Source organism: Castellaniella defragrans 65Phen (assembly GCF_000612685.1).
GTDB classification, from domain to species: domain Bacteria; phylum Pseudomonadota; class Gammaproteobacteria; order Burkholderiales; family Burkholderiaceae_B; genus Castellaniella; species Castellaniella defragrans.
On the sequence record NZ_HG916765.1, the window covers coordinates 1,185,334 to 1,203,334 of the forward strand.

Genomic DNA, 18,001 nt, shown 5'->3' on the forward strand with positions numbered 1-18,001 from the left:
CCGGCGCGCGCCGGCCCCGGGGGCGCCCGGTCCCCCGGCGTCCGGCCGGGATGCCGTCCGGCAGGCCCTCAGGATACCGTCCGGGACCCTCCCGCCCCCGGAACCTAAACTAATAACAAAAAATCATATGAACAAGGTTCTATATTACATATAATGGCTCTTCCTATAGGGCCATCGTCATGAACCTGCAGCAATTCCGTTTTGTCCGCGAAACGATCCGGCGCAACTTCAACCTGACCGAAGCCGCCCGTTCGCTGTACACGTCCCAGCCGGGGGTGTCCAAGGCCATCATCGAATTCGAGGACGAGCTCGGCGTGCGGATCTTCGAGCGGCACGGCAAGCGCCTCAAGGGCCTGACCAAGCCGGGTCAGGCCGTGTCGGCGGTCATCGACCGCATCATGCGCGAGGTGGACAACCTGAAGAAGGTGAGCGACGAATTCGCCCAGCGCGACGAAGGCTCCCTGGTCATCGCCTGCACCCATACCCAGGCCCGCTACCTGCTGCCGCGCGTGATCCCGGCGTTCCGCGCGCGCTTCCCCAAGGTCCACGTGTCCCTGGCCGAAGGCAACCCCGAACACCTGGCCAGGCTGGTCCTGCACGAACAGGCGGACCTGGCCATCGCCACCGAGACCCTGGCCCAGACCCCGGGCCTGGTGGCCCTGCCGGTGTACGCCTGGGAGCACACCCTGGTGGTGCCGCCCGACCATCCCCTGACCGAACTGACCTCCAGCGCCGCGCGCAACCTGTCGCTGGATCACCTGGCCAAATACCCCATCGTCACCTACGACCGGGCGTTCTCGGGCCGGCGCGCCATCGACGCGGCCTTCGAGCGGGCCGGGATCGAGCCCGACATCGTGCTCGAAGCCATCGACGCCGACGTCATCAAGACCTACGCCGACATCGGCCTGGGCATCGGCATCATCGCCGGCATGGCCTTCGACCCGCGCCGCGACAAGGGCCTGGTCGGTCTGCCCGCCGGCCACCTGTTCGGCCGGCACACCACCAGCGTGGCGATCAAGCGCGGCGTGTTCCTGCGCGATTTCGTCTACGTGCTGATGGAGATGCTGGCGCCGGAACTGACGCGCGACGTGGTGTCCGAGGCCGTCGCGCAGCCGGCCCCGCCGGTCCGCGACGCGGCTTAGACGCCCAGATACGCCCGCTTGAGCTCCGGATCCTCGATCAGGTCGCGGGCCGGGCCTTCGCGCACGATCTGGCCGGTCTCCAGCACGTAGGCCCGGTCGGCCGCCGCCAGCGCCAGGTGGATGTCCTGCTCGACCAGCAGGATGGTCACGCCCTGGTCGCGGATGGCCGTCAGGTTGTCCATCAGCTGGTCCACGATGATCGGGGCCAGTCCCAGGCTCATCTCGTCGACCATCAGCAGGCGCGGGCGCGCCATCAGGGCGCGCGCCATGGCGCACATCTGCTGCTCGCCGCCGGACATGCTGCCGGCCAGCTGGCGCCGCCGCTCGGCCATGCGGGGAAACAGGCCGTAGACCTTGTCCAGGTCGGCGCGCACCTCCGCCTTGTCGTCGCGCCGGTAGGCGCCCATCAGCAGGTTGTCCTGCACCGACATGCGCGGAAAGAGCTGGCGGCCCTCGGGCACCTGCACGATGCCCAGGCGGAAGATCGCGTCGGGCGTGAGTCCGCCGATGGAGCGGCCTTCCCATTCGATGGTGCCCGACTGGACCGGCAGCAGGCCCGAGAGCGTGCGCAGCAGGGTGGTCTTGCCCGCGCCGTTGCTGCCCACCAGCGCCAGGAACTCGGCCGGCCGGACGTCCAGGGAGACCGACTGCAGCACCCCGACCAGGCCGTAGCCGGCCGACAGGCCGCGGATCCGCAGCAGCGCGTCCCGCGGGGCGGGTGCGGGCGTGGTGGCGTTCATGAGCGCTTCTTCCCGAGATAGGCTTCGACGACGCGGCTGTCGGTGAGCACGCTGTCGGGCGCGCCGTCGGCGATCTTCTCGCCGTGGTGCAGCACCATGATGCGGTCCGACAGGGTGCGGATCGCCTTGATGACGTGCTCGATGACGATGATGCTGATGCCGGTGCCGCGCACCTTGCGGATGATGTCGATGACTTCGTCGATCTCCACCAGGTTCAGGCCGGCCATGACCTCGTCGCACAGCAGCACGCGCGGCTGCATGGCCAGGGCCTTGGCCAGCTCCAGGCGCTTGCGGTCGGGGCCGCCCAGGTCCTCGGCGCGGTGGCCGGCGTGCCGGCCCAGCCCGACGAAGTCCAGGCATTCGCGGGCGCTTTCGCGCGCCAGCGCGAGTTTGGCCTGGCCCCGCCCGCGGCCGAACAGGGCGCCGACCGCCACGTTGTCCAGCACCGACAGGCCGGGGAAGGGCTGCATGATCTGGAAGGTGCGGCCGATGCCCAGGCGCGCGCGGCGGAAGGCGGCCAGGCGGTCGATGCGCCGGCCGTCGAACCAGACCTCGCCCTCGGTGGGGTCCAGGGTGCCGCTCAGCAGGCTGATCAGCGTGGTCTTGCCCGCGCCGTTGGGGCCGATGAAGCCCAGGATCTCACCGGGCAGCAGCGAGAAGCTGACGTCGTGCACGGCCACCAGCCCGGCAAAGCGGCGCGTCAGGCCGCGGGCTTCGAGGATGGGCTTCATGCGGCCTCCCCGGCGCCGCGCGCCGTCCCGGCGGAAGGGAATTCGCCTCTGGAGCGGTCCTGCGTGCTCATAGCCGATGCATCCGGATGTTTTCGATGAAGTAGCGCCAGCCCGTGCGGCGGTAGCGCCGGGCGACGTCGGCCAGGCCGCGCGGCATCAGCACCACGGCGACGACGATGACGGCGCCGAAGAACAGGCCGGCGATGCTGGTGACCTCGCTGGACAGGAACTCGGAGAGGGCCGACAGGATGAGCGAGCCGACGATGGGGCCGAGGACCGTGCCCGGGCCGCCGAAGACCGCCATGATGATCATCTTCACGTTCAGCGTGATGTCGAAGGCGCTTTCCGGGTCGAGGAAGGTGATCCAGTAGGCGTGGATGCCGCCGGCCAGGGCGCTGAACACGCCGGCCAGGGCGAAGGCCAGGACCTTGTAGCGCGTGGTGTCCACGCCCATCACGACCGCGCCTTCCTCGTTCTCGCGGATGGCGATCAGGCCGAAGCCGAAGCGGCTGCGCGTCAGCCACCAGACCGTCAGGGTGGCCGCGACGAGCAGGCCCAGCGACAGTTCGTAGAACAGGGGATCGTCGTTCAGCGGCGGCAGCACCAGGCCGATGTTCTGGCCGGCCAGCTCGACGTTGGAGACGATGGCCGCCATGACCTGGGCCAGGGCCAGGGTGGCGATGGCGAAATAGTGGCCCTTCAGGCGCAGCACCGGGACGCCCAGGCAGATGGCGAAGACCACCGCCAGCAGCACGCCGAAGGCCAGTCCCGCGGCGAAGGGCAGCTGCCACTGCACCATGGCGATGCCCACGCCGTAGGCGCCCAGGCCGTAGAAGGCGGAATTGCCGAAGGACGGGTAGCCGGCGTAGCCGCCGATGATGTTCCAGCCCTGGGCCAGCACGGCCAGCAGCAGGGTGCTGATGCCGAACTGCACGAGCGTGTCCGAGCCGTACAGCGGCAGCAGTGCGAGCGCGACCAGCACGGCCAGGGCGAGGAGGATGCGCGCGGCCGTCATGCGGTCCTCCCGAGCAGGCCGCTGGGGCGCAGGATCAGCACCAGCACCAGCACGCCGAAGCTGGCCACGTCGGCGAAGGTCGGGCCGACGTACAGGGTGGTCAGCGCCTCGATCAGGCCCAGCACCAGGCCGCCGGCGATGACGCCCAGCGGCGTGTCCAGCCCGCCGATGATGGCAATCGCGAAGGACTTGGCGGTCAGGGTCGCGCCGATGTAGGGGTTGATCTGCGACACGGTGCCGTACAGGCCGCCGGCCGCGCCGGCCAGCGCCAGGCCCAGGCCGAAGGTCACGGCGTACAGGTGGCGCGGCTCGACGCCGTGCAGGCGCGCCGCCGCCAGGTTCTGGGCGGTCGCGCGGATCGCCCGGCCCAGCCGCGTGTGCAGCAGGAAGCGCCACATGGCCAGCGTCAGCAGGATGGCCAGGCCCGACGCCGCCAGGCGCACCAGCGGCACGGTCACGCCCAGGACGTCGATGTTCCGCCCCGAGTAGGACGGGTTGATGGTGCGGAAGTCGGCCGAGAACGCCAGCTGCGCCAGGTAGGTCAGCACGACCTCCAGGCCGAAGGTGATCAGCAGCGTGTTGAACATGGGCGCCCGGGCGATGAGGTTCAGGATGCCGCGCTGGATCGCGTAGCCGACGCCGAACATCAGCACCGCCGTGAGCGGCAGCCCGAGGAAGGGGTCCAGGCCCAGCCAGGTGTAGCTGTACCAGGAGATGTAGGCGCCCAGCATGATGAAGGCGCCGTGGGCCAGGTTGACGATGTTGAGCACCCCCCAGACCAGGGCCAGGCCGAGCGCCATGATGGCGTACAGCCCGCCCTGCAGGATGCCGTTGACGAGGACTTGCAGCAGAAGGTCCAAGGCGGGCTCTCCCGGGATCGTGAAGGGGGATCAGCGCTTGGACCAGTCGGGCATCGGGTATTTCGCGTCGCGCAGGAACTTGCTGCCGTCGAACACGGCCGCCGGCTTGCCGTCCTGCACCTGGATCACCACTTGGTCGAGGTCGATCTGGCCGTTGCCGGCGAAGGCGATGTGCCCGTAGAGGCTCTGGAAGTCGCTGGCGGCCAGGGCGTCGCGCACGGCCTTGGGATCGAGCGACCCGGCCTTCTCGATGGCCTTGACGATGGCCTCGACGTCGGCCACGCCCGAGGCGGCGTGGTAGTCGGGCTCGTAGCGGTACTGGGCGCTCCAGGCCTTGGCGAACTGGGCGGCGTTGCCGAACCAGTCGTCCTTCAGCGTCTCGCTGGGCAGCCAGGCGGACATGCCGAAGGCATATTCGGCGTCCGCCCCCAGCGCCTTGCGGAAGTCCTCGCTGGGTACGCCCACGGTGAAGGAATAGAGCTTGGGCGAGACGTCCAGGCTCTTGGCCTGGCGGATGAAGTTCAGGATCTCGGTCTCGTGGCCCGCCACCAGCACGGCGTCGGCCTGCTTGGACTTGATCTGCGACAGCAGGGTGTTGAAGTCGCTGGCGTTGCTGCTGTAGCGCTCGTCGATCACGGTCTTCAGGCCGGCCTGCTCCAGCAGCGGGCGCGTGCCCTTGGCCACCGACACGTCGAAGGCGTCGTCCGCGTAGAGCAGGGCGATCTGGGCGGGTGCCGGCTTGAGCTGCTTGAGCATGGCGATGGTGCTGCCGAAGTAGTTGCTGGCCGGCGCGAGGGTGCCGAAGACGTACTTGAAGCCGCGCGAGAAGATCTGGTCCGAGGCGCCGCCGCCCTGGACCATGGGAACCTGGTATTTTTCCGAGACGGCGGAGTCGGCCAGGGCGAAGTTGCTGGCGAAGGGTCCGAGCAGGAAGTTCACCTTGTCCTTGGAGACCAGCTGCGTGTACTGGCGCACGCTCAGGTTCACGTCCGACTGGTTGTCGTAGATCTTCAGCGCCAGGGTGTATTTCTTGCCGCCGACCTGGACGCCGCCCTTGCGGTTGATCTGGTCCACCGCGAGCTGGTAGGCGTCCTTGTAGTAGCGCCCGGTGTTGGCCACGGGCCCGGTCAGCTGGACCGAGGCGCCCAGGACGATCTCGTTGCCGGCCGCCTGGCTGGCGGGGCTGCCCAGGCTCAGGGCCAGGGCCAGGGCCGCGCAGGGCAGCCCGTCGCGCAACAGGGTGTGCATGGTGTGTCTCCGTTGGAAGGGTTCTTATCCGGGGATTGTGCGCCGCGCCCGGTAACAGTTTTCTGAACGGAAATTGACGGGAAACTGAATTCCCCGGGGGAAGGGAGGGAGCGCGTCAGGGTAAATCCCGAGGCTCTGCCAGCACTTGTTACATCAAACGGAATTGCGTTTGTTAATAGGAATGATTATCATTAACTATCAAAACCACGATCACAGGCCGGTCATCCACCGCACCGGCTCACCACCCGGAGTCGATTTCATGGCGCAATCGCAACTGCAACCGCAATCGCAGTCCCAAGTCAGTGCACTGATCGTCGGCGCGGACCGGCTGGGCAACATCCCGGACCTGCTGCGCGACCACAACATCGCCATCCGCCATCACATCAGCGGCCGCGATCCCGCGCATCAGAAAAAGGCGCCCGCGCTGCCTTCCGGCACCGACCTGGTCATCCTGCTGACGGATTTCCTGGGGCACAACGTGATGAAGACCTTCCGCCTGGCGGCGCAGCGCGCCGGCATCCGCGTGCTGGCATGCCGGCGGTCGGTGTGCAGCATGCAGCAGGCGCTGGACCAGTGCGGCTACTGTAAAGCATGCCCGCTGCGGGAAGAGAACACGGCCGGCTCGGGGGCGCGCGTCTCGTGCAAGCGGCGGGGCGGGCACGGCGGGCTGGCTCTGCAGGCGTAGGCGGCCGCGTCGGACCACGGCATGAAAAAACCCCGGAGGCGTCTTGGGCGCCTGCCGGGGTTTCGTTTCGAGCGAGGCCGTCTCAGCGGGTGAGGCCGTCTCAGCGCTTGGCGGCCGCGCGCCTGGTGCTCGTGTGCCGGGCGGTGGCGGGCTTGGTGGCCATGCGCTTGGGGGCGGCGTGCTTGCCAGCCGCGGGTTCGACGGCCGCGGACTGGCCGGCGTCGGCCTGCACCTGGAGGCGCCGGGCGCCGTTGTAGCGCTTGCGCCAGTAGGCCATGTCCATGCTGTCGACGCGGATGCTGGCGCCGGTGCGCGGCGCGTGCAGGAATTTGTGGTCGCCCAGGTAGATGCCGACGTGCGAGTAGCGGTGCCCCAGGGTATTGAAGAACACCAGGTCGCCGCGCCGCAGTTCGTCGCGGTCCACGGAGACGCCCTGCTGGGCCTGCTCGCGCGCCCGGCGGGGAAGTTTCAGGCCCAGGGACTTCTCGGCGGCGTAGGCGACCAGGCCGCTGCAGTCGAAGCCTTCGCCGGGGGCATCGCCCCCGTAGCGGTATTTGACCCCCAGGAACTTCATGGCGGTGGCCGCCAGGGTCCTGGGCGCCTGGCTGGTGCCGTAGAGTTCCGCTTCGGGGGTGTCGATGGCCAGGCTGCGCTTGTTGTCCAGCCAGGCGCCCAGCGGGTCGGCCTGGGTGCTGAGCAGGTAGCTGTCGCGCAGGAGATGATTGGAGGTGAGGCTGGCGTCGGCCGTCTTGCGGGGCTGGTGCGCGCATCCGGCCAGCGCCACGAGGCCCGCGCACAGCAGCAGTTTCAGGGAACGGACCGCCAGGGGGCGGGGTGGATTCGGCTGATCTGGGGCGGAATGGGGCGGTGGCATGGGCGGATGGCTACGGATGTCGTCGCCCGCAGCCGCCTCGCGTGGCCGCGGCGCTCGCATGAGCGCGGCACGGGTCGCAGGCTGGCCGGATACCGGACGCCGGGTTGATCTGATGGGTTGCCCGCCCTGCGGACAACTCTTCGAGTGTAGTGGATCGAGCCGGTCGAGTAAAGCCGGAGTTTCGCCCCCCTTGGTCCGCCTCCGGCCCGCCCCTCCCGGATGTCCTTCGCGCGCTTGCTGCGCGCTTTTCCTCCGCCTTCCGCGCGTCCCCGTCAGCCTCGCGTCAGGCGGGCGTTGTATGTTCGGCGCCAGGGTGTAGCATGTCACCCATTCAGCATGCCATCCTTTCCATCCACTCTATATAGAAACTCCCGCGGTCCGCACGGGCCGCAGGGCGGCACCGGAGACGAACCCATGCAGAAAGTCCGCGAATTCCATCGCCAGTCGATCCAGGACCGGGAGGCCTTCTGGGCGCGCGAGGCCCAGCGCATCCACTGGGAAACCCCCTTCACCCGCGTGCTGGATTATTCCCGGCCGCCGTTCGCGCGCTGGTTCGTCGGCGGGCGCACCAACCTCTGCTACAACGCCGTCGACCGCTGGCTCGACACCCAGGGCGACCAGCCCGCCCTGATCTGGGTGTCCACCGAGGTCGACCAGGAAATCGTCTACACCCGCGCCGATCTCGCGCGCGAGGTCAACGCCGCCGCCGCCACGCTGCAGGAACTCGGGGTCGTCCAGGGCGACCGCGTGCTGATCTACCTGCCCATGATTCCCCAGGCGGCCTTCTTCATGCTGGCCTGCGCCCGGCTGGGCGCCATCCATTCGGTGGTGTTCGGCGGCTTCGCCGCGCACAATCTGGCCCAGCGCATCGACGACGCCCAGCCCCGGGTGATCGTGTCCACCGACGCGGGTTCGCGCGGCGGGCGGCCGATCGCCTACAAGCCGCTGCTGGACCAGGCGATCGAGCAGTCCTCCCATGCGCCCGAGCGCGTCGTGCTGGTGAACCGGGGCCTGGCGCCCATGGACCTGACGCCGGGCCGCGACCTGGAATACGCGCCCTTGCGGGCGCGCCACCTGGATGCCCAGGTGCCGGTGGTCTGGCTGGAATCCAACGAACCCAGCTACATCCTGTACACCTCGGGCACGACCGGCAATCCCAAGGGCGTCCAGCGCGACGTCGGCGGCTACGCGGTGGCGCTGTGCGCGTCCATGGAATACATCTACGGCGGCAAGCCGGGCGACGTCTATTTCTCCAGCAGCGACGTGGGCTGGGTGGTGGGGCACTCCTACGTGGTCTACGGGCCGCTGCTCAACGGCCAGGCGACCGTCATGTACGAGGGCACGCCGGTGCGCCCCGACGCCGCCATCCTCTGGCGCATCGTCGAGACCTACCGCGTCAACGTGCTGTTTTCCGCGCCGACGGCGATCCGCGTGCTGAAGAAGCACGATCCCGCCCTGCTGAGCCGCCACGACCTGTCCAGCCTGGAGCGCATCTACCTGGCGGGCGAGCCGCTCGACGAGCTCACCGGCCAGTGGCTGTCCGAGGCGCTGGGCAAGCCCGTGATCGACAACTACTGGCAGACGGAGACCGGCTGGCCGATCCTCTCGGCCCAGCCCGGGATCGAGGAAGTCCCCACCCGCTTCGGCAGCCCGTCCTTCCCGGTCTACGGCTACGACGCGCGGGTGGTCGACGAGACCACCGGGCGGGACTGCGGCCCGAACCAGAAGGGCGTGGTGGCGATCGAGCCGCCGCTGCCGCCGGGGGCGATGAGCACGATCTGGGGCAACGACGAACGCTTCGTGCGCACCTACTTCCAGTCCTTCCCCGGCCGCCTGTGCTATTCGACCTCCGACTGGGGGCTGGTGGACGACGACGGCTACTGGTACATCCTGGGCCGCACCGACGACGTGATCAACGTCGCCGGGCACCGCCTGGGCACGCGCGAGATCGAGGAATCGGTCAACACCCACCCGGCCGTGGCCGAATCGGCGGTGGTGGGGGTGGCGGACCAGCTCAAGGGCCAGGAGGCCATGGCCTTCGCCGTGCTGCGCAATCCCGCGCTGCTGGAAGAATCCGGCGCCCGCGAGCGCCTGGAAGCCGAGATCAAGCGCGTCATCGAGCAGCGCAACGGCGCCGTGGCCCGCCCGGCGCGCATCCTGTTCGTCAACACCCTGCCCAAGACGCGCTCGGGCAAGGTCCTGCGCCGGGCCATCGTGGCGCTGTGCGAAGGCCGCGATCCGGGCGATCTGACGACGATCGAGGATCCGGGCGCGCTCGACCAGATCCGCGCCGCGCTGTGAGCGACGCGCGGGACGGGGCCGGACCCGGGCCGGGCGCATCCCCGGGCGGGCCGGCTGCGGGCCGGCCGGACACGGGCGGCCCAGGCGCGGGCCAGCCGAATGCGGGCCGGCCGGGCGAGGCCGGGGCCGCCGCGCGCGCCGGGTCGCCGCTGCGGCCGGGCGTGGGGCGGCGCGAGGTCTGGTCCTGGGCGATGTACGACTTCGCCAATTCCGGCTACACCACCGTGGTGCTGACGACGGTGTTCAACGCCTATTTCGTCGGCGTGGTGGCGGCCGGGAAAAGCTGGGGCACCCTGGCCTTGACGGCGGCCCTGTCGCTGTCCTATCTGGTGGTGATGCTGTCGATGCCGGGCCTGGGCGCGCGGGCCGACGCCCGCGCCGGCCACCGCCGGCTGCTGTTCGCCAGCACCGCCGGCTGCGTGCTGGCCACGGCGATGCTGGCCAGCGTGGCGCCGGGCGACATCGTCTGGGGCCTGCTGTGGCTGGCGCTGTCCAATGTCTGCTATTGCATCGGCGAGTCGGCGGTGGCGTCGTTCCTGCCGGGGCTGGCGCGGCCCGAGGCCATGGGGCGGGTGTCCGGCTGGGGCTGGAGCTTCGGCTATTTCGGCGGCATGCTGGCCCTGGGCCTGGCGCTGTGGGTGGCGGCCGCGGCGGAATCCGGCGGCCTGCCGGCCCAGGCCTACGTCCCCTGGATCATGGGGCTGACGGCCGTCCTGTTCGCGGCGGCGGCGCTGCCGGCGTTCCTGTGGCTGCGCGAACCCGCCACCGGGGCCGGCCGGCCGCCGGTCGCGATGCTGGCCCAGCTGCGGGCGGCGTGGCGCGAGACCCGCCGCGACTTCCCCGACTTCCGCCGCCTGCTGCTGTGCATTGCCTGCTACCAGGCGGGGATCGCGGTGGTGATCACGCTGTCGGCCGTCTACGCCACCGAGGTCATGGGCTTCGGGATGCAGCAGACCATGCTGCTGGTGTTTCTGGTGAACATCGGCGCCGCCGTCGGGGCCTTCGGCTTCGGCTACCTGCAGGACCGCATCGGCCACCGCAAGGCGCTGGCCCTGACCCTGCTGGGCTGGATCGCCATGGTGCTGCTGGCGGCCTCGGCCCGTTCGCTGCCGCTGTTCTGGTCGGCCGCCGCCCTGGCGGGGCTGTGCATGGGGACCAGCCAGAGCGCGGGCCGGGCCATGGTCGGGGTGCTGGCGCCGGCCAGCCGCCCGGCCGAATTCTTCGCCCTGTGGACCTTCGCCGTGCAGCTGGCGGCCGTCGTCGGGCCGCTGTCCTACGGCGTGCTGGTCTGGGCCACGGCGGGCAACCACCGCGCCGCCCTGCTGGCCACCGGGCTGTTCTTCCTGGCGGGGCTGGCGCTGCTGGGACGGCTGGATTTCGCGCGCGGCATCCGCGCCCGGGATGAGCCCGGACACAGGTCAGTCCCTGCGGACTGACCTGTGCCGGGCGAATCGGAGCGGCCTGCAAGCCGCGACGTGGAGAGCTGCCACGGCTGGAGAGTCCCTGCGGACTGACCTGTGCCGGGCGAATCGGAGCGGCTTGCAAGCCGCGACGTGGAGAGCTGCCACGGCTGGAGAGTCCCTGCGGACTGACCTGTGCCGGGCGAATCGGAGCGGCCTGCAAGCCGCGACGTGGAGAGCTGCCACGGCTGGAGAGTCCCTGCGGACTGACCTGTGCCGGGCGAATCGGAGCGGCTTGCAAGCCGCGACGTGGAGGGCTGCCACGGCTGGAGAGTCCCTGCGGACTGACCTGTGCCTGGCGAATCGGAGCGGCCTGCAAGCCGCGACGTGGAGAGCTGCCACGGCTGGGGAGTCCCTGCGGGCCGCGACGAGGGCAAGTCACGCGGTAGACCGCCCGACCCTGCGCCGCAGCGCCTTCCCGCCCGGAGGCGGGTAGCATTTGTCAGTATCGAGTAAGCAACGTGCGGTACGGTTGCAACATTCAAACATAAAGTGAACGCATCACTAAACTCAGGAGCGAGCCATGACCACGGAGATCGAATCCATATTGGTGGAAAACCGGGTGTTTCCGCCGCCTGCCGACCTGGTCGCGCAGGCCAATGTGTCCGGGATGGAGGGCTACCAGGCCCTGTGCGACGAAGCCAAGCGCGATCCCGACGCCTTCTGGGCCCGCCTGGCCAATGAAAACCTGGTCTGGTCCAAGCCCTTCACCCAGGTGATCGACGAGTCGGACAAGCCGTTCTACAAGTTCTACGCCGACGGCCAGATGAACGTCTCGGCCAACTGCCTGGACAAGCACCTGGGCACCCCGGCCGAGAACCGCACCGCCATCATCTTCGAGGCGGACGACGGCAAGGTCACCAAGGTCACCTACAAGGAACTGCACGCGCGGGTCGCGCAGTTCGCCAACGCCCTGAAGTCCCTGGGCTACCAGGCCGGCGAGCGCGCCATCATCTACCTGCCCATGTCGATCGAGGCCGTGGTCGCCATGCAGGCCTGCGCCCGCCTGGGCATCATCCATTCCGTGGTGTTCGGCGGCTTCTCGTCCAAGAGCATCCACGAGCGCACCGTGGACGTCGGCGCCTCGCTGGTGATCACGGCCGACGCGCAGTTCCGCGGCGGCAAGGCCATCGCGCTGAAGGACGCCGTGGACGAGGCCATCGCCATGGGCGGCTGCGAGGCCGTGCGCAAGGTCATCACCTACAAGCGCGCCGGCACCGAAGTCCAATGGAACGACGGGCGCGACCTGTGGTGGCACGACGTCGTCCAGGGCCAGTCCGCCGATTGCCCGCCCGTGGCCGTCGACGCCGACCATCCGCTGTTCATCCTGTACACCTCCGGCTCCACCGGCAAGCCCAAGGGCGTGCAGCATTCCAGCGCCGGCTTCCTGCTGTGGTCGCTGATGACCATGAAATGGACCTTCGACGCCAAGCCGACCGACGTGTTCTGGTGCACGGCCGACGTGGGCTGGGTGACGGGCCACTCCTACGTCACCTACGGCCCGCTGGCCGCCGGCGTGACCCAGGTGGTCTTCGAGGGCGTGCCCACCTATCCGGACGCCGGGCGCTTCTGGAAGATGATCCAGGAGCACAAGGTCACGATCTTCTACACCGCGCCCACGGCCATCCGCTCGCTGACCAAGCTGTCCGAGGCCGATCCCAAGGTCCATCCCAAGTCCTTCGACCTGAGCACGCTGCGCATCATCGGTTCGGTGGGCGAGCCCATCAACCCCGAAGCCTGGGTCTGGTACTACAACAACGTCGGCGGCCAGCGCTGCCCGGTGATCGACACCTGGTGGCAGACGGAAACCGGCGCGCACATGATCACGCCGCTGCCGGGCGTCACCCCGCTCAAGCCGGGCTCCTGCACGCTGCCGCTGCCGGGCATCGATGCCGCCATCGTCGACGAGACCGGCGAAGAGGTCGAGCGCGGCAAGGGCGGCTTCCTGGTGATCCGCCGCCCGTGGCCCTCGATGATCCGCACGATCTGGGGCGATCCGGAGCGCTTCAAGAAGACCTACTTCCCCGACGAGCTGAAGGGCTACTACCTGGCCGGCGACGGCGCCCAGCGCGACAAGGACGGCTACTTCTGGATCATGGGCCGCATCGACGACGTGCTGAACGTCTCGGGCCACCGCCTGGGCACGATGGAAGTCGAGTCGGCCCTGGTGGCGCACGAGATGGTGGCCGAGGCCGCCGTGGTCGGCCGCCCGGACGACACCACCGGCGAGGCCGTGGTGGCCTTCGTGGTGCTCAACGGCCCGCTGCCCCAGGGCGATCAGGCCGCCGTCGTGGCCAAGCAGCTGCGCGACTGGGTGGCCAAGGAAATCGGCCCCATCGCCAAGCCGCGCGAGATCCGCTTCGGCGAAAACCTGCCGAAAACCCGCTCGGGCAAGATCATGCGCCGCCTGCTGCGCGTGGTCGCCAAGGGCGAACCCATCACCCAGGACGTGTCCACCCTGGAAAATCCCGGCATCCTGGACCAACTGGCCCAGGTGCGGTAACGCGTGTCGGACGATGCGCTGTGATCCAGCGCATCGGACACAAGCAAAGGGGCGGGGGAATCCTCCGCCCCTTTTTTATGTGCGCCCAGCATGGGCGCACTCCTGGAGGGGCCGCCCCAAGGCAAAAAGCGGCCCCCTCCCCGTTTACGCCCCCCTCATTTCCTCATTCGCATTCCAGCAGGGGCGTCAGCAGGCCGTCGAGCCAGTCGTTGAAGATCAGCAGGCGCCGGGGCCGGTAGCGGGCGTAGGGGTGCACCAGCTGGATCGGCATGGCGGGCGCCGGCCAGGCGGGCAGGACTTCGACCAGTTCGCCGCGGTCCAGGTGCTCCTGGACGTCGAACGCCGGGACCTGGATCATGCCCAGTCCCGCGAGGCAGCAGGCGATGTAGTTCTCGACGTTGTTCACCGCCACCGGCCCCGGCATCCTCAGGGCGTGGCGGGCCGGACCTTCCATCCATTCCCAGGGCACGGGCTGCTCGCCGATGGTCGCCGGCAGGTAATGGATCGCCTGGTGGCGCGGCAGGTCGTCCGGGGATGCGGGCATGCCGAACCGCGCCAGGTAGTCGGGGCTGGCGCAGTTGACCATGCGCAACCGGCCCAGCGGCCTGACGATCAGGCTGTCGAGCCCCGCCGAGCCGACCCGCAAGGCGCAGTCGAATCCCTCCCGCGCCAGATCGGTGAGCCGGTCGCTGGAGCCGAGCAGGATCTCCAGCCTGGGGTGGCGCGCGTGGAATTCCGGCAGTGCCGGCGCGATCAGCCGCCGGGCGATGCGGCTGGGAACGTCCACGCGCAGGCGCCCGGTCATCTCGGTCTCCTGCGTATGGAAGAAATGCTCCAGGCTTTCCGCATCCTCGATGAAGAGACGGGCGCGCTCGAAGAACTCCTCGCCGTCCGGCGTCAGCTTGACGTGCCGCGTCGTCCGGTTGAACAGGCGCGAGCCGAGCCGCCTTTCGAGTTTCTGGATGGCCAGCGAAGCCGTGGGCCTGGGAATGCCCAGGAGCGCCGCGGCGGTGGTGAAGCTGCCGCTGTGGGTGACGCTGACAAAGACCCGGATTTCGTCGATCAGGCTCATGGATTGGTATTGGAAGCTGACAGGTGAATCAATATTTCCGCTATTTATTACTTTATGAATATCCCATACACTGCTGTTCCCATCAAGGTGACGATGCAAAATCCGCATGAGCGATAAGGACATGGGTGGCCGTCATTACGTTTGAAATAGATGGAAAACGCTTAACAAACAAGCAGCTCCATCTCGAAACCCAGGCGGAACCATGCGCAAGAACCTGCCCGTCACGCAAAACGTCCATGCGTATCCGGCACACCAGACGCTCATCTCCATCACCGACCTCAAGGGGCGGATCACCTATTGCAACGACGATTTCGTCAGCGTCAGCGGCTATCGGCGCGAGGAATTGCTGGGGCAGCCGCACAACATCCTGCGGCACCCCGACATGCCCGAAGAGGCCTTCCGCGACTTCTGGGAAACCATCCAGGCGGGCGGGATCTGGAGCTCCATCATCAAGAACCGGCGCAAGAACGGAGATGCCTACTGGGTGAGGGCCAATGCGACGCCCATGCGCAAAGGGCATGAAACGGTCGGCTACCTGTCGGTCCGCACCTTGCCGACTCCCGCGGAAATCGAGACAGCCGAGAACCTGTTCGCCCTCATGCGCGGCGAAGCCGCGAAGGCGGCCGGAAACGGCCGGCGCCTGAAGCACGTCTTCAGGAACGGCATGCTCAGGCGCCGGGGCCTGGCGGGCCTGGCGGGCGCCGTCCTGCATCCCGGCCGGATGGCGGCGCTGGGCCTGTTCGTCGTCCTGGCCGCCGCGGGCGCGCCGGTCGCCGCATTGCTCGGCGCGCCCGCCTGGGGCGAGGGGCTGGCGGGCCTGCTGGCCGCCGGGGTGGCGCTGGCCGGCATCCGGTCCGTCGCGATCCGGCCGGTGGCCGACGTCGCGCAGGTGGCCGAGCGCCTGGCGAGCTGCGATCTGTCGGCCTTCGTCCGGATGGCCGAGCAAGGCGCCACGCGCAGGCTGCTGCTGCCCATCGGCCAGCTGGCCCTGGCGACCCGCACCGTCATGGTGGACGTGCGTAACGATCTGCGGACCCTCTCCGACATGGCGAAAGCCGTCGCCTCCCAGAGCTCGGACCTCGCCTCGCGCACGGAAACACAGGCCGCGAACCTGGTCCAGACCGCCGCCGCGATGGACGAGATCAGCAGCACGGTGGGGCAGACCTCGGACGTGAGCAAGGCGGGCCTGGAAGCCGCGCAGGAAGCCGTCCGGGCCGTGGAAGCCAGCCAGGAAACCACGCGCGACGTCTCGGACGTGATGAAGGAAATCGCGCAGTCCTCCCTGGATGTCGGCGCCTTCGCCAAGGTGATCGAGGACGTCGCGTTTCAGACCAACATCCTGGCGCTCAACGCCGCGGTCGAGGCCGCGCGGGCCGGCGAGCACGGCCGGGGTTTCGCCGTGGTCGCGGCCGAAGTGCGGGCGCTGTCCCAGCGCACCACGACGGCGGCCAAGGACATCCGCAACCTGATCCAGCAATCCCAGGAGCGGGCGAGCCAGGGCAACCAGAGCGTGGCGCAGGCGCAGGCGCGGATGGCCGACGTGGTCGCCAGCGTCGAGCGCGTCAAGCAGATGCTGGAAGAAATCAGTGGCGCGGCCGGCGAGCAGGCGCGCGGCGTGAACGAGATCAGCGCCGCGCTCCAGCAACTGGACCGCATCACGCAGGAAAATACCTCGATGGTGGAGGTGCTGACGGGCGCCTCGACCCGGATGAGCGCCAAGGTGGACCAGGCCGGGAGCAACATCATGGTGTTCCGGATCTCCCCGGACGACAGGACGCATGCCGAAACCGACGCGGTGGAACTGCGCCGGCAGATCAGGGCGAATGGCCTGGACCTGGAGGACGCCGCGTTGGCTCCGGGGCTCCCGTCCACGGAGCCCCCGCGCGGGCGGCGGGCCGGGCGCCCGGGGCCGGCTCGGGCGCCTGCCCAGGTGGCCTGCTAGCCCGGAAATTTCGTCAGGCGGGTAAAAAGGAATAGGCGATTCTTGCCCGAGGGCTTATGGTTATTGGTTCTCACGCCAAACAACCAAAAAGAATCGCCTATGCCGAATCGTACCACTGAAGAACTGAACTTTGGACGCCTTGGACGCCGCCATTTGCAGGCGAATTTCCAAGGCGGTGACCTCAGTTCCGACGGCGGGCTGATGCTGCTGCGAAGAATTGATGCGCGCACGGGCCTGTCGCGTATGGCGGCCAAGGCGCTGACGGATCGTCGAGCCGCGGGCCGGGTCCACCACCGCCTGCGCGATCTGCTGGCCCAGCGCCTGTACGGCCTGTGCTGCGGCTACGAAGATCTGAACGATCACGATACGCTGCGTGAGGACCTGCTGATGCAAACAGCCGTCGGACGGGATCGTCCCCTGGCCAGCTCACCCACGCTCAGCCGTCTGGAAACGGGTGCTACCCGCGCCGACGCCTGGGCGCTGCATGGGGTGCTCATCGAACACTTCATCGCCAGCTTCGCCACGCCGCCTGAGGAGCTGATTCTGGATGTGGATGCCTCGGATATCCCGTTGCACGGTGAGCAGGAGCTCAAGCAGTTCCATGCTTATTACGACCATCACTGCTACCTGCCGCTGTACGTGTTCTGCGGCCAGTCGATGCTGGCCTGCCTGCTGCGCCCCAGCCGCATTGACGGGGCCAGGCACGCGGCGGCGGTGCTGCGCTTGTTGGTGAACCGGCTGCGTCAGGCATGGCCCGAGGTCAGGATCATCATCCGTGGGGACTCGGGGTTCTGCCGCCAGCCGCTGATCCGCTGGTGTGAGCGCAGCGGCGTGCAGTACGTCATCGGCCTGGCACGCAATAAACGGCTTCAGGCGCGTGTCGGGCAGGCTGAGGAAATCCTCAAAGGCGATTACGCGCGCACTGGGAAAAAGCAACGTCTGGTCAGCGAGTTTACCTACGCGGCCGGGTCGTGGGATCGGCCCCGGCGCGTGCTGACCCGGCTCGAATACGGCGCCCAGGGCGTGAACCCGCGCTTCGTGGTCACCAACATCCGGGACGGCGATGCCATGCAGCTGTACGATCAGCTGTACTGCGCTCGGGGCGAAGCCGAGAACCGCATCAAGGAGGCGCAGCTCGATCTGTTCGGCACACGTGCCAGTTGCCACCGGTTCGCCGCCAACCAGTTCCGGTTGTTGCTGGCGGCCCTGGCCTATACGCTGATGCAGCGCCTGCGCGAAACGGCCCTGCGAGGGACTGAACTGGAGCGTGCCAGCGCCGCCACGATCCGGGTACGCCTGCTGAAGATCGGTGCGGCCATCGTGCGCAATACCCGGCGGGTCCGCATCCTGCTGGCCTCACATCATCCGCTGCGCCATGTCTACGCGCATGCCGCCCGCGCCATGGCCCCGTAGCGCTGAGAAAGTGCT

At 68.6% G+C, this 18,001-nt stretch carries 14 protein-coding genes; 7 read left to right on the forward strand and 7 right to left on the reverse strand.

All coding sequences use genetic code 11. The annotated features are described in order from the left end of the window. The first annotated feature begins 179 nt into the window (after positions 1-179). Positions 180-1,142 (forward strand): CysB family HTH-type transcriptional regulator, encoded by a 963-nt coding sequence (locus BN940_RS05285; RefSeq protein WP_043680930.1) that lies wholly within the window; start codon positions 180-182, stop codon positions 1,140-1,142. On the opposite strand, the gene BN940_RS05290 is transcribed toward BN940_RS05285, so the two are convergent. The 5 genes from BN940_RS05290 to BN940_RS05310 all read right to left on the reverse strand — a co-directional run bounded on the left by BN940_RS05290 (position 1,139) and on the right by BN940_RS05310 (position 5,736). Beyond that, positions 1,139-1,882 (reverse strand): ABC transporter ATP-binding protein, encoded by a 744-nt coding sequence (locus tag BN940_RS05290; RefSeq protein WP_052355625.1) that lies wholly within the window; start codon positions 1,880-1,882, stop codon positions 1,139-1,141. The two genes, BN940_RS05285 and BN940_RS05290, sit on opposite strands and share 4 nt — an antisense overlap. Next, positions 1,879-2,613, reverse strand: coding sequence for an ABC transporter ATP-binding protein (locus BN940_RS05295; protein ID WP_043680934.1), 735 nt, complete (start codon positions 2,611-2,613; stop codon positions 1,879-1,881). The genes BN940_RS05290 and BN940_RS05295 overlap by 4 nt, the downstream gene beginning before the upstream one ends. A 67-nt stretch (positions 2,614-2,680) precedes the next feature. Then, complete coding sequence (locus BN940_RS05300; RefSeq protein ID WP_043680936.1) at positions 2,681-3,628, reverse strand: branched-chain amino acid ABC transporter permease; 948 nt, start codon at positions 3,626-3,628, stop codon at positions 2,681-2,683. Continuing rightward, positions 3,625-4,488 (reverse strand): branched-chain amino acid ABC transporter permease, encoded by an 864-nt coding sequence (locus tag BN940_RS05305; RefSeq protein WP_043680938.1) that lies wholly within the window; start codon positions 4,486-4,488, stop codon positions 3,625-3,627. Before BN940_RS05305 ends, BN940_RS05300 begins: the two co-directional genes overlap by 4 nt. 30 nt (positions 4,489-4,518) lie before the next feature. Beyond that, positions 4,519-5,736 carry an amino acid ABC transporter substrate-binding protein gene (locus tag BN940_RS05310; protein WP_043680942.1) on the reverse strand — a complete coding sequence of 406 codons (1,218 nt, stop codon included), beginning with the start codon at positions 5,734-5,736 and terminating at the stop codon, positions 4,519-4,521. A gap of 259 nt (positions 5,737-5,995) precedes the next feature. Between BN940_RS05310 and BN940_RS05315 the strand changes: the two genes are divergently transcribed. Next, a complete protein-coding gene (locus BN940_RS05315; RefSeq protein ID WP_052355626.1) occupies positions 5,996-6,421 on the forward strand; it encodes a DUF2325 domain-containing protein in 426 nt (141 codons plus the stop codon). Positions 6,422-6,521: 100 nt separating this feature from the next. Here the strand turns inward: BN940_RS05315 and BN940_RS05320 are convergent, their stop codons facing one another. Next, positions 6,522-7,295: a C40 family peptidase gene (locus BN940_RS05320; RefSeq protein ID WP_084330526.1), complete on the reverse strand. Its 774-nt coding sequence runs from the start codon at positions 7,293-7,295 to the stop codon at positions 6,522-6,524. 414 nt (positions 7,296-7,709) lie between these two features. Between BN940_RS05320 and BN940_RS05325 the strand changes: the two genes are divergently transcribed. The 3 genes from BN940_RS05325 to acs all read left to right on the forward strand — a co-directional run bounded on the left by BN940_RS05325 (position 7,710) and on the right by acs (position 13,559). Continuing rightward, positions 7,710-9,596, forward strand: coding sequence for a propionate--CoA ligase (locus tag BN940_RS05325; protein ID WP_043680945.1), 1,887 nt, complete (start codon positions 7,710-7,712; stop codon positions 9,594-9,596). Continuing rightward, positions 9,593-11,032 (forward strand): MFS transporter, encoded by a 1,440-nt coding sequence (locus BN940_RS05330; protein WP_242404271.1) that lies wholly within the window; start codon positions 9,593-9,595, stop codon positions 11,030-11,032. The genes BN940_RS05325 and BN940_RS05330 overlap by 4 nt, the downstream gene beginning before the upstream one ends. Before the next feature lie 547 nt (positions 11,033-11,579). Next, a complete protein-coding gene (gene acs / locus BN940_RS05335) occupies positions 11,580-13,559 on the forward strand; it encodes an acetate--CoA ligase (RefSeq protein WP_043680948.1) in 1,980 nt (659 codons plus the stop codon). A 163-nt stretch (positions 13,560-13,722) separates the two neighbouring features. Here the strand turns inward: acs and BN940_RS05340 are convergent, their stop codons facing one another. Then, the gene (locus BN940_RS05340) at positions 13,723-14,631 is read right to left on the reverse strand and encodes a LysR family transcriptional regulator (protein WP_043680951.1); all 909 of its coding nucleotides are present in this window, start codon (positions 14,629-14,631) and stop codon (positions 13,723-13,725) included. Between the two features lie 202 nt (positions 14,632-14,833). Here BN940_RS05340 and BN940_RS05345 point away from each other — a divergent pair, with 202 nt between their 5' ends. Then, a complete protein-coding gene (locus tag BN940_RS05345) occupies positions 14,834-16,573 on the forward strand; it encodes a methyl-accepting chemotaxis protein (protein WP_052355627.1) in 1,740 nt (579 codons plus the stop codon). Positions 16,574-16,672: 99 nt separating this feature from the next. Then, complete coding sequence (locus BN940_RS05350; protein ID WP_043680954.1) at positions 16,673-17,986, forward strand: IS1380 family transposase; 1,314 nt, start codon at positions 16,673-16,675, stop codon at positions 17,984-17,986. Positions 17,987-18,001: the final 15 nt, after the last annotated feature.

Excerpts from the sequence above, each read along its gene's own strand:
- acs (WP_043680948.1), top strand. The coding sequence starts at position 11,580 with ATGACCACGGAGATCGAATCCATATTGGTGGAAAACCGGGTGTTTCCG.
- BN940_RS05320 (WP_084330526.1), bottom strand. The coding sequence starts at position 7,295 with ATGCCACCGCCCCATTCCGCCCCAGATCAGCCGAATCCACCCCGCCCC.
- BN940_RS05345 (WP_052355627.1), top strand. The coding sequence starts at position 14,834 with ATGCGCAAGAACCTGCCCGTCACGCAAAACGTCCATGCGTATCCGGCA.
- BN940_RS05350 (WP_043680954.1), top strand. The coding sequence starts at position 16,673 with ATGCCGAATCGTACCACTGAAGAACTGAACTTTGGACGCCTTGGACGC.
- BN940_RS05310 (WP_043680942.1), bottom strand. The coding sequence starts at position 5,736 with ATGCACACCCTGTTGCGCGACGGGCTGCCCTGCGCGGCCCTGGCCCTG.
- BN940_RS05285 (WP_043680930.1), top strand. The coding sequence starts at position 180 with ATGAACCTGCAGCAATTCCGTTTTGTCCGCGAAACGATCCGGCGCAAC.
- BN940_RS05325 (WP_043680945.1), top strand. The coding sequence starts at position 7,710 with ATGCAGAAAGTCCGCGAATTCCATCGCCAGTCGATCCAGGACCGGGAG.
- BN940_RS05295 (WP_043680934.1), bottom strand. The coding sequence starts at position 2,613 with ATGAAGCCCATCCTCGAAGCCCGCGGCCTGACGCGCCGCTTTGCCGGG.
- BN940_RS05290 (WP_052355625.1), bottom strand. The coding sequence starts at position 1,882 with ATGAACGCCACCACGCCCGCACCCGCCCCGCGGGACGCGCTGCTGCGG.
- BN940_RS05300 (WP_043680936.1), bottom strand. The coding sequence starts at position 3,628 with ATGACGGCCGCGCGCATCCTCCTCGCCCTGGCCGTGCTGGTCGCGCTC.
- BN940_RS05315 (WP_052355626.1), top strand. The coding sequence starts at position 5,996 with ATGGCGCAATCGCAACTGCAACCGCAATCGCAGTCCCAAGTCAGTGCA.
- BN940_RS05340 (WP_043680951.1), bottom strand. The coding sequence starts at position 14,631 with ATGAGCCTGATCGACGAAATCCGGGTCTTTGTCAGCGTCACCCACAGC.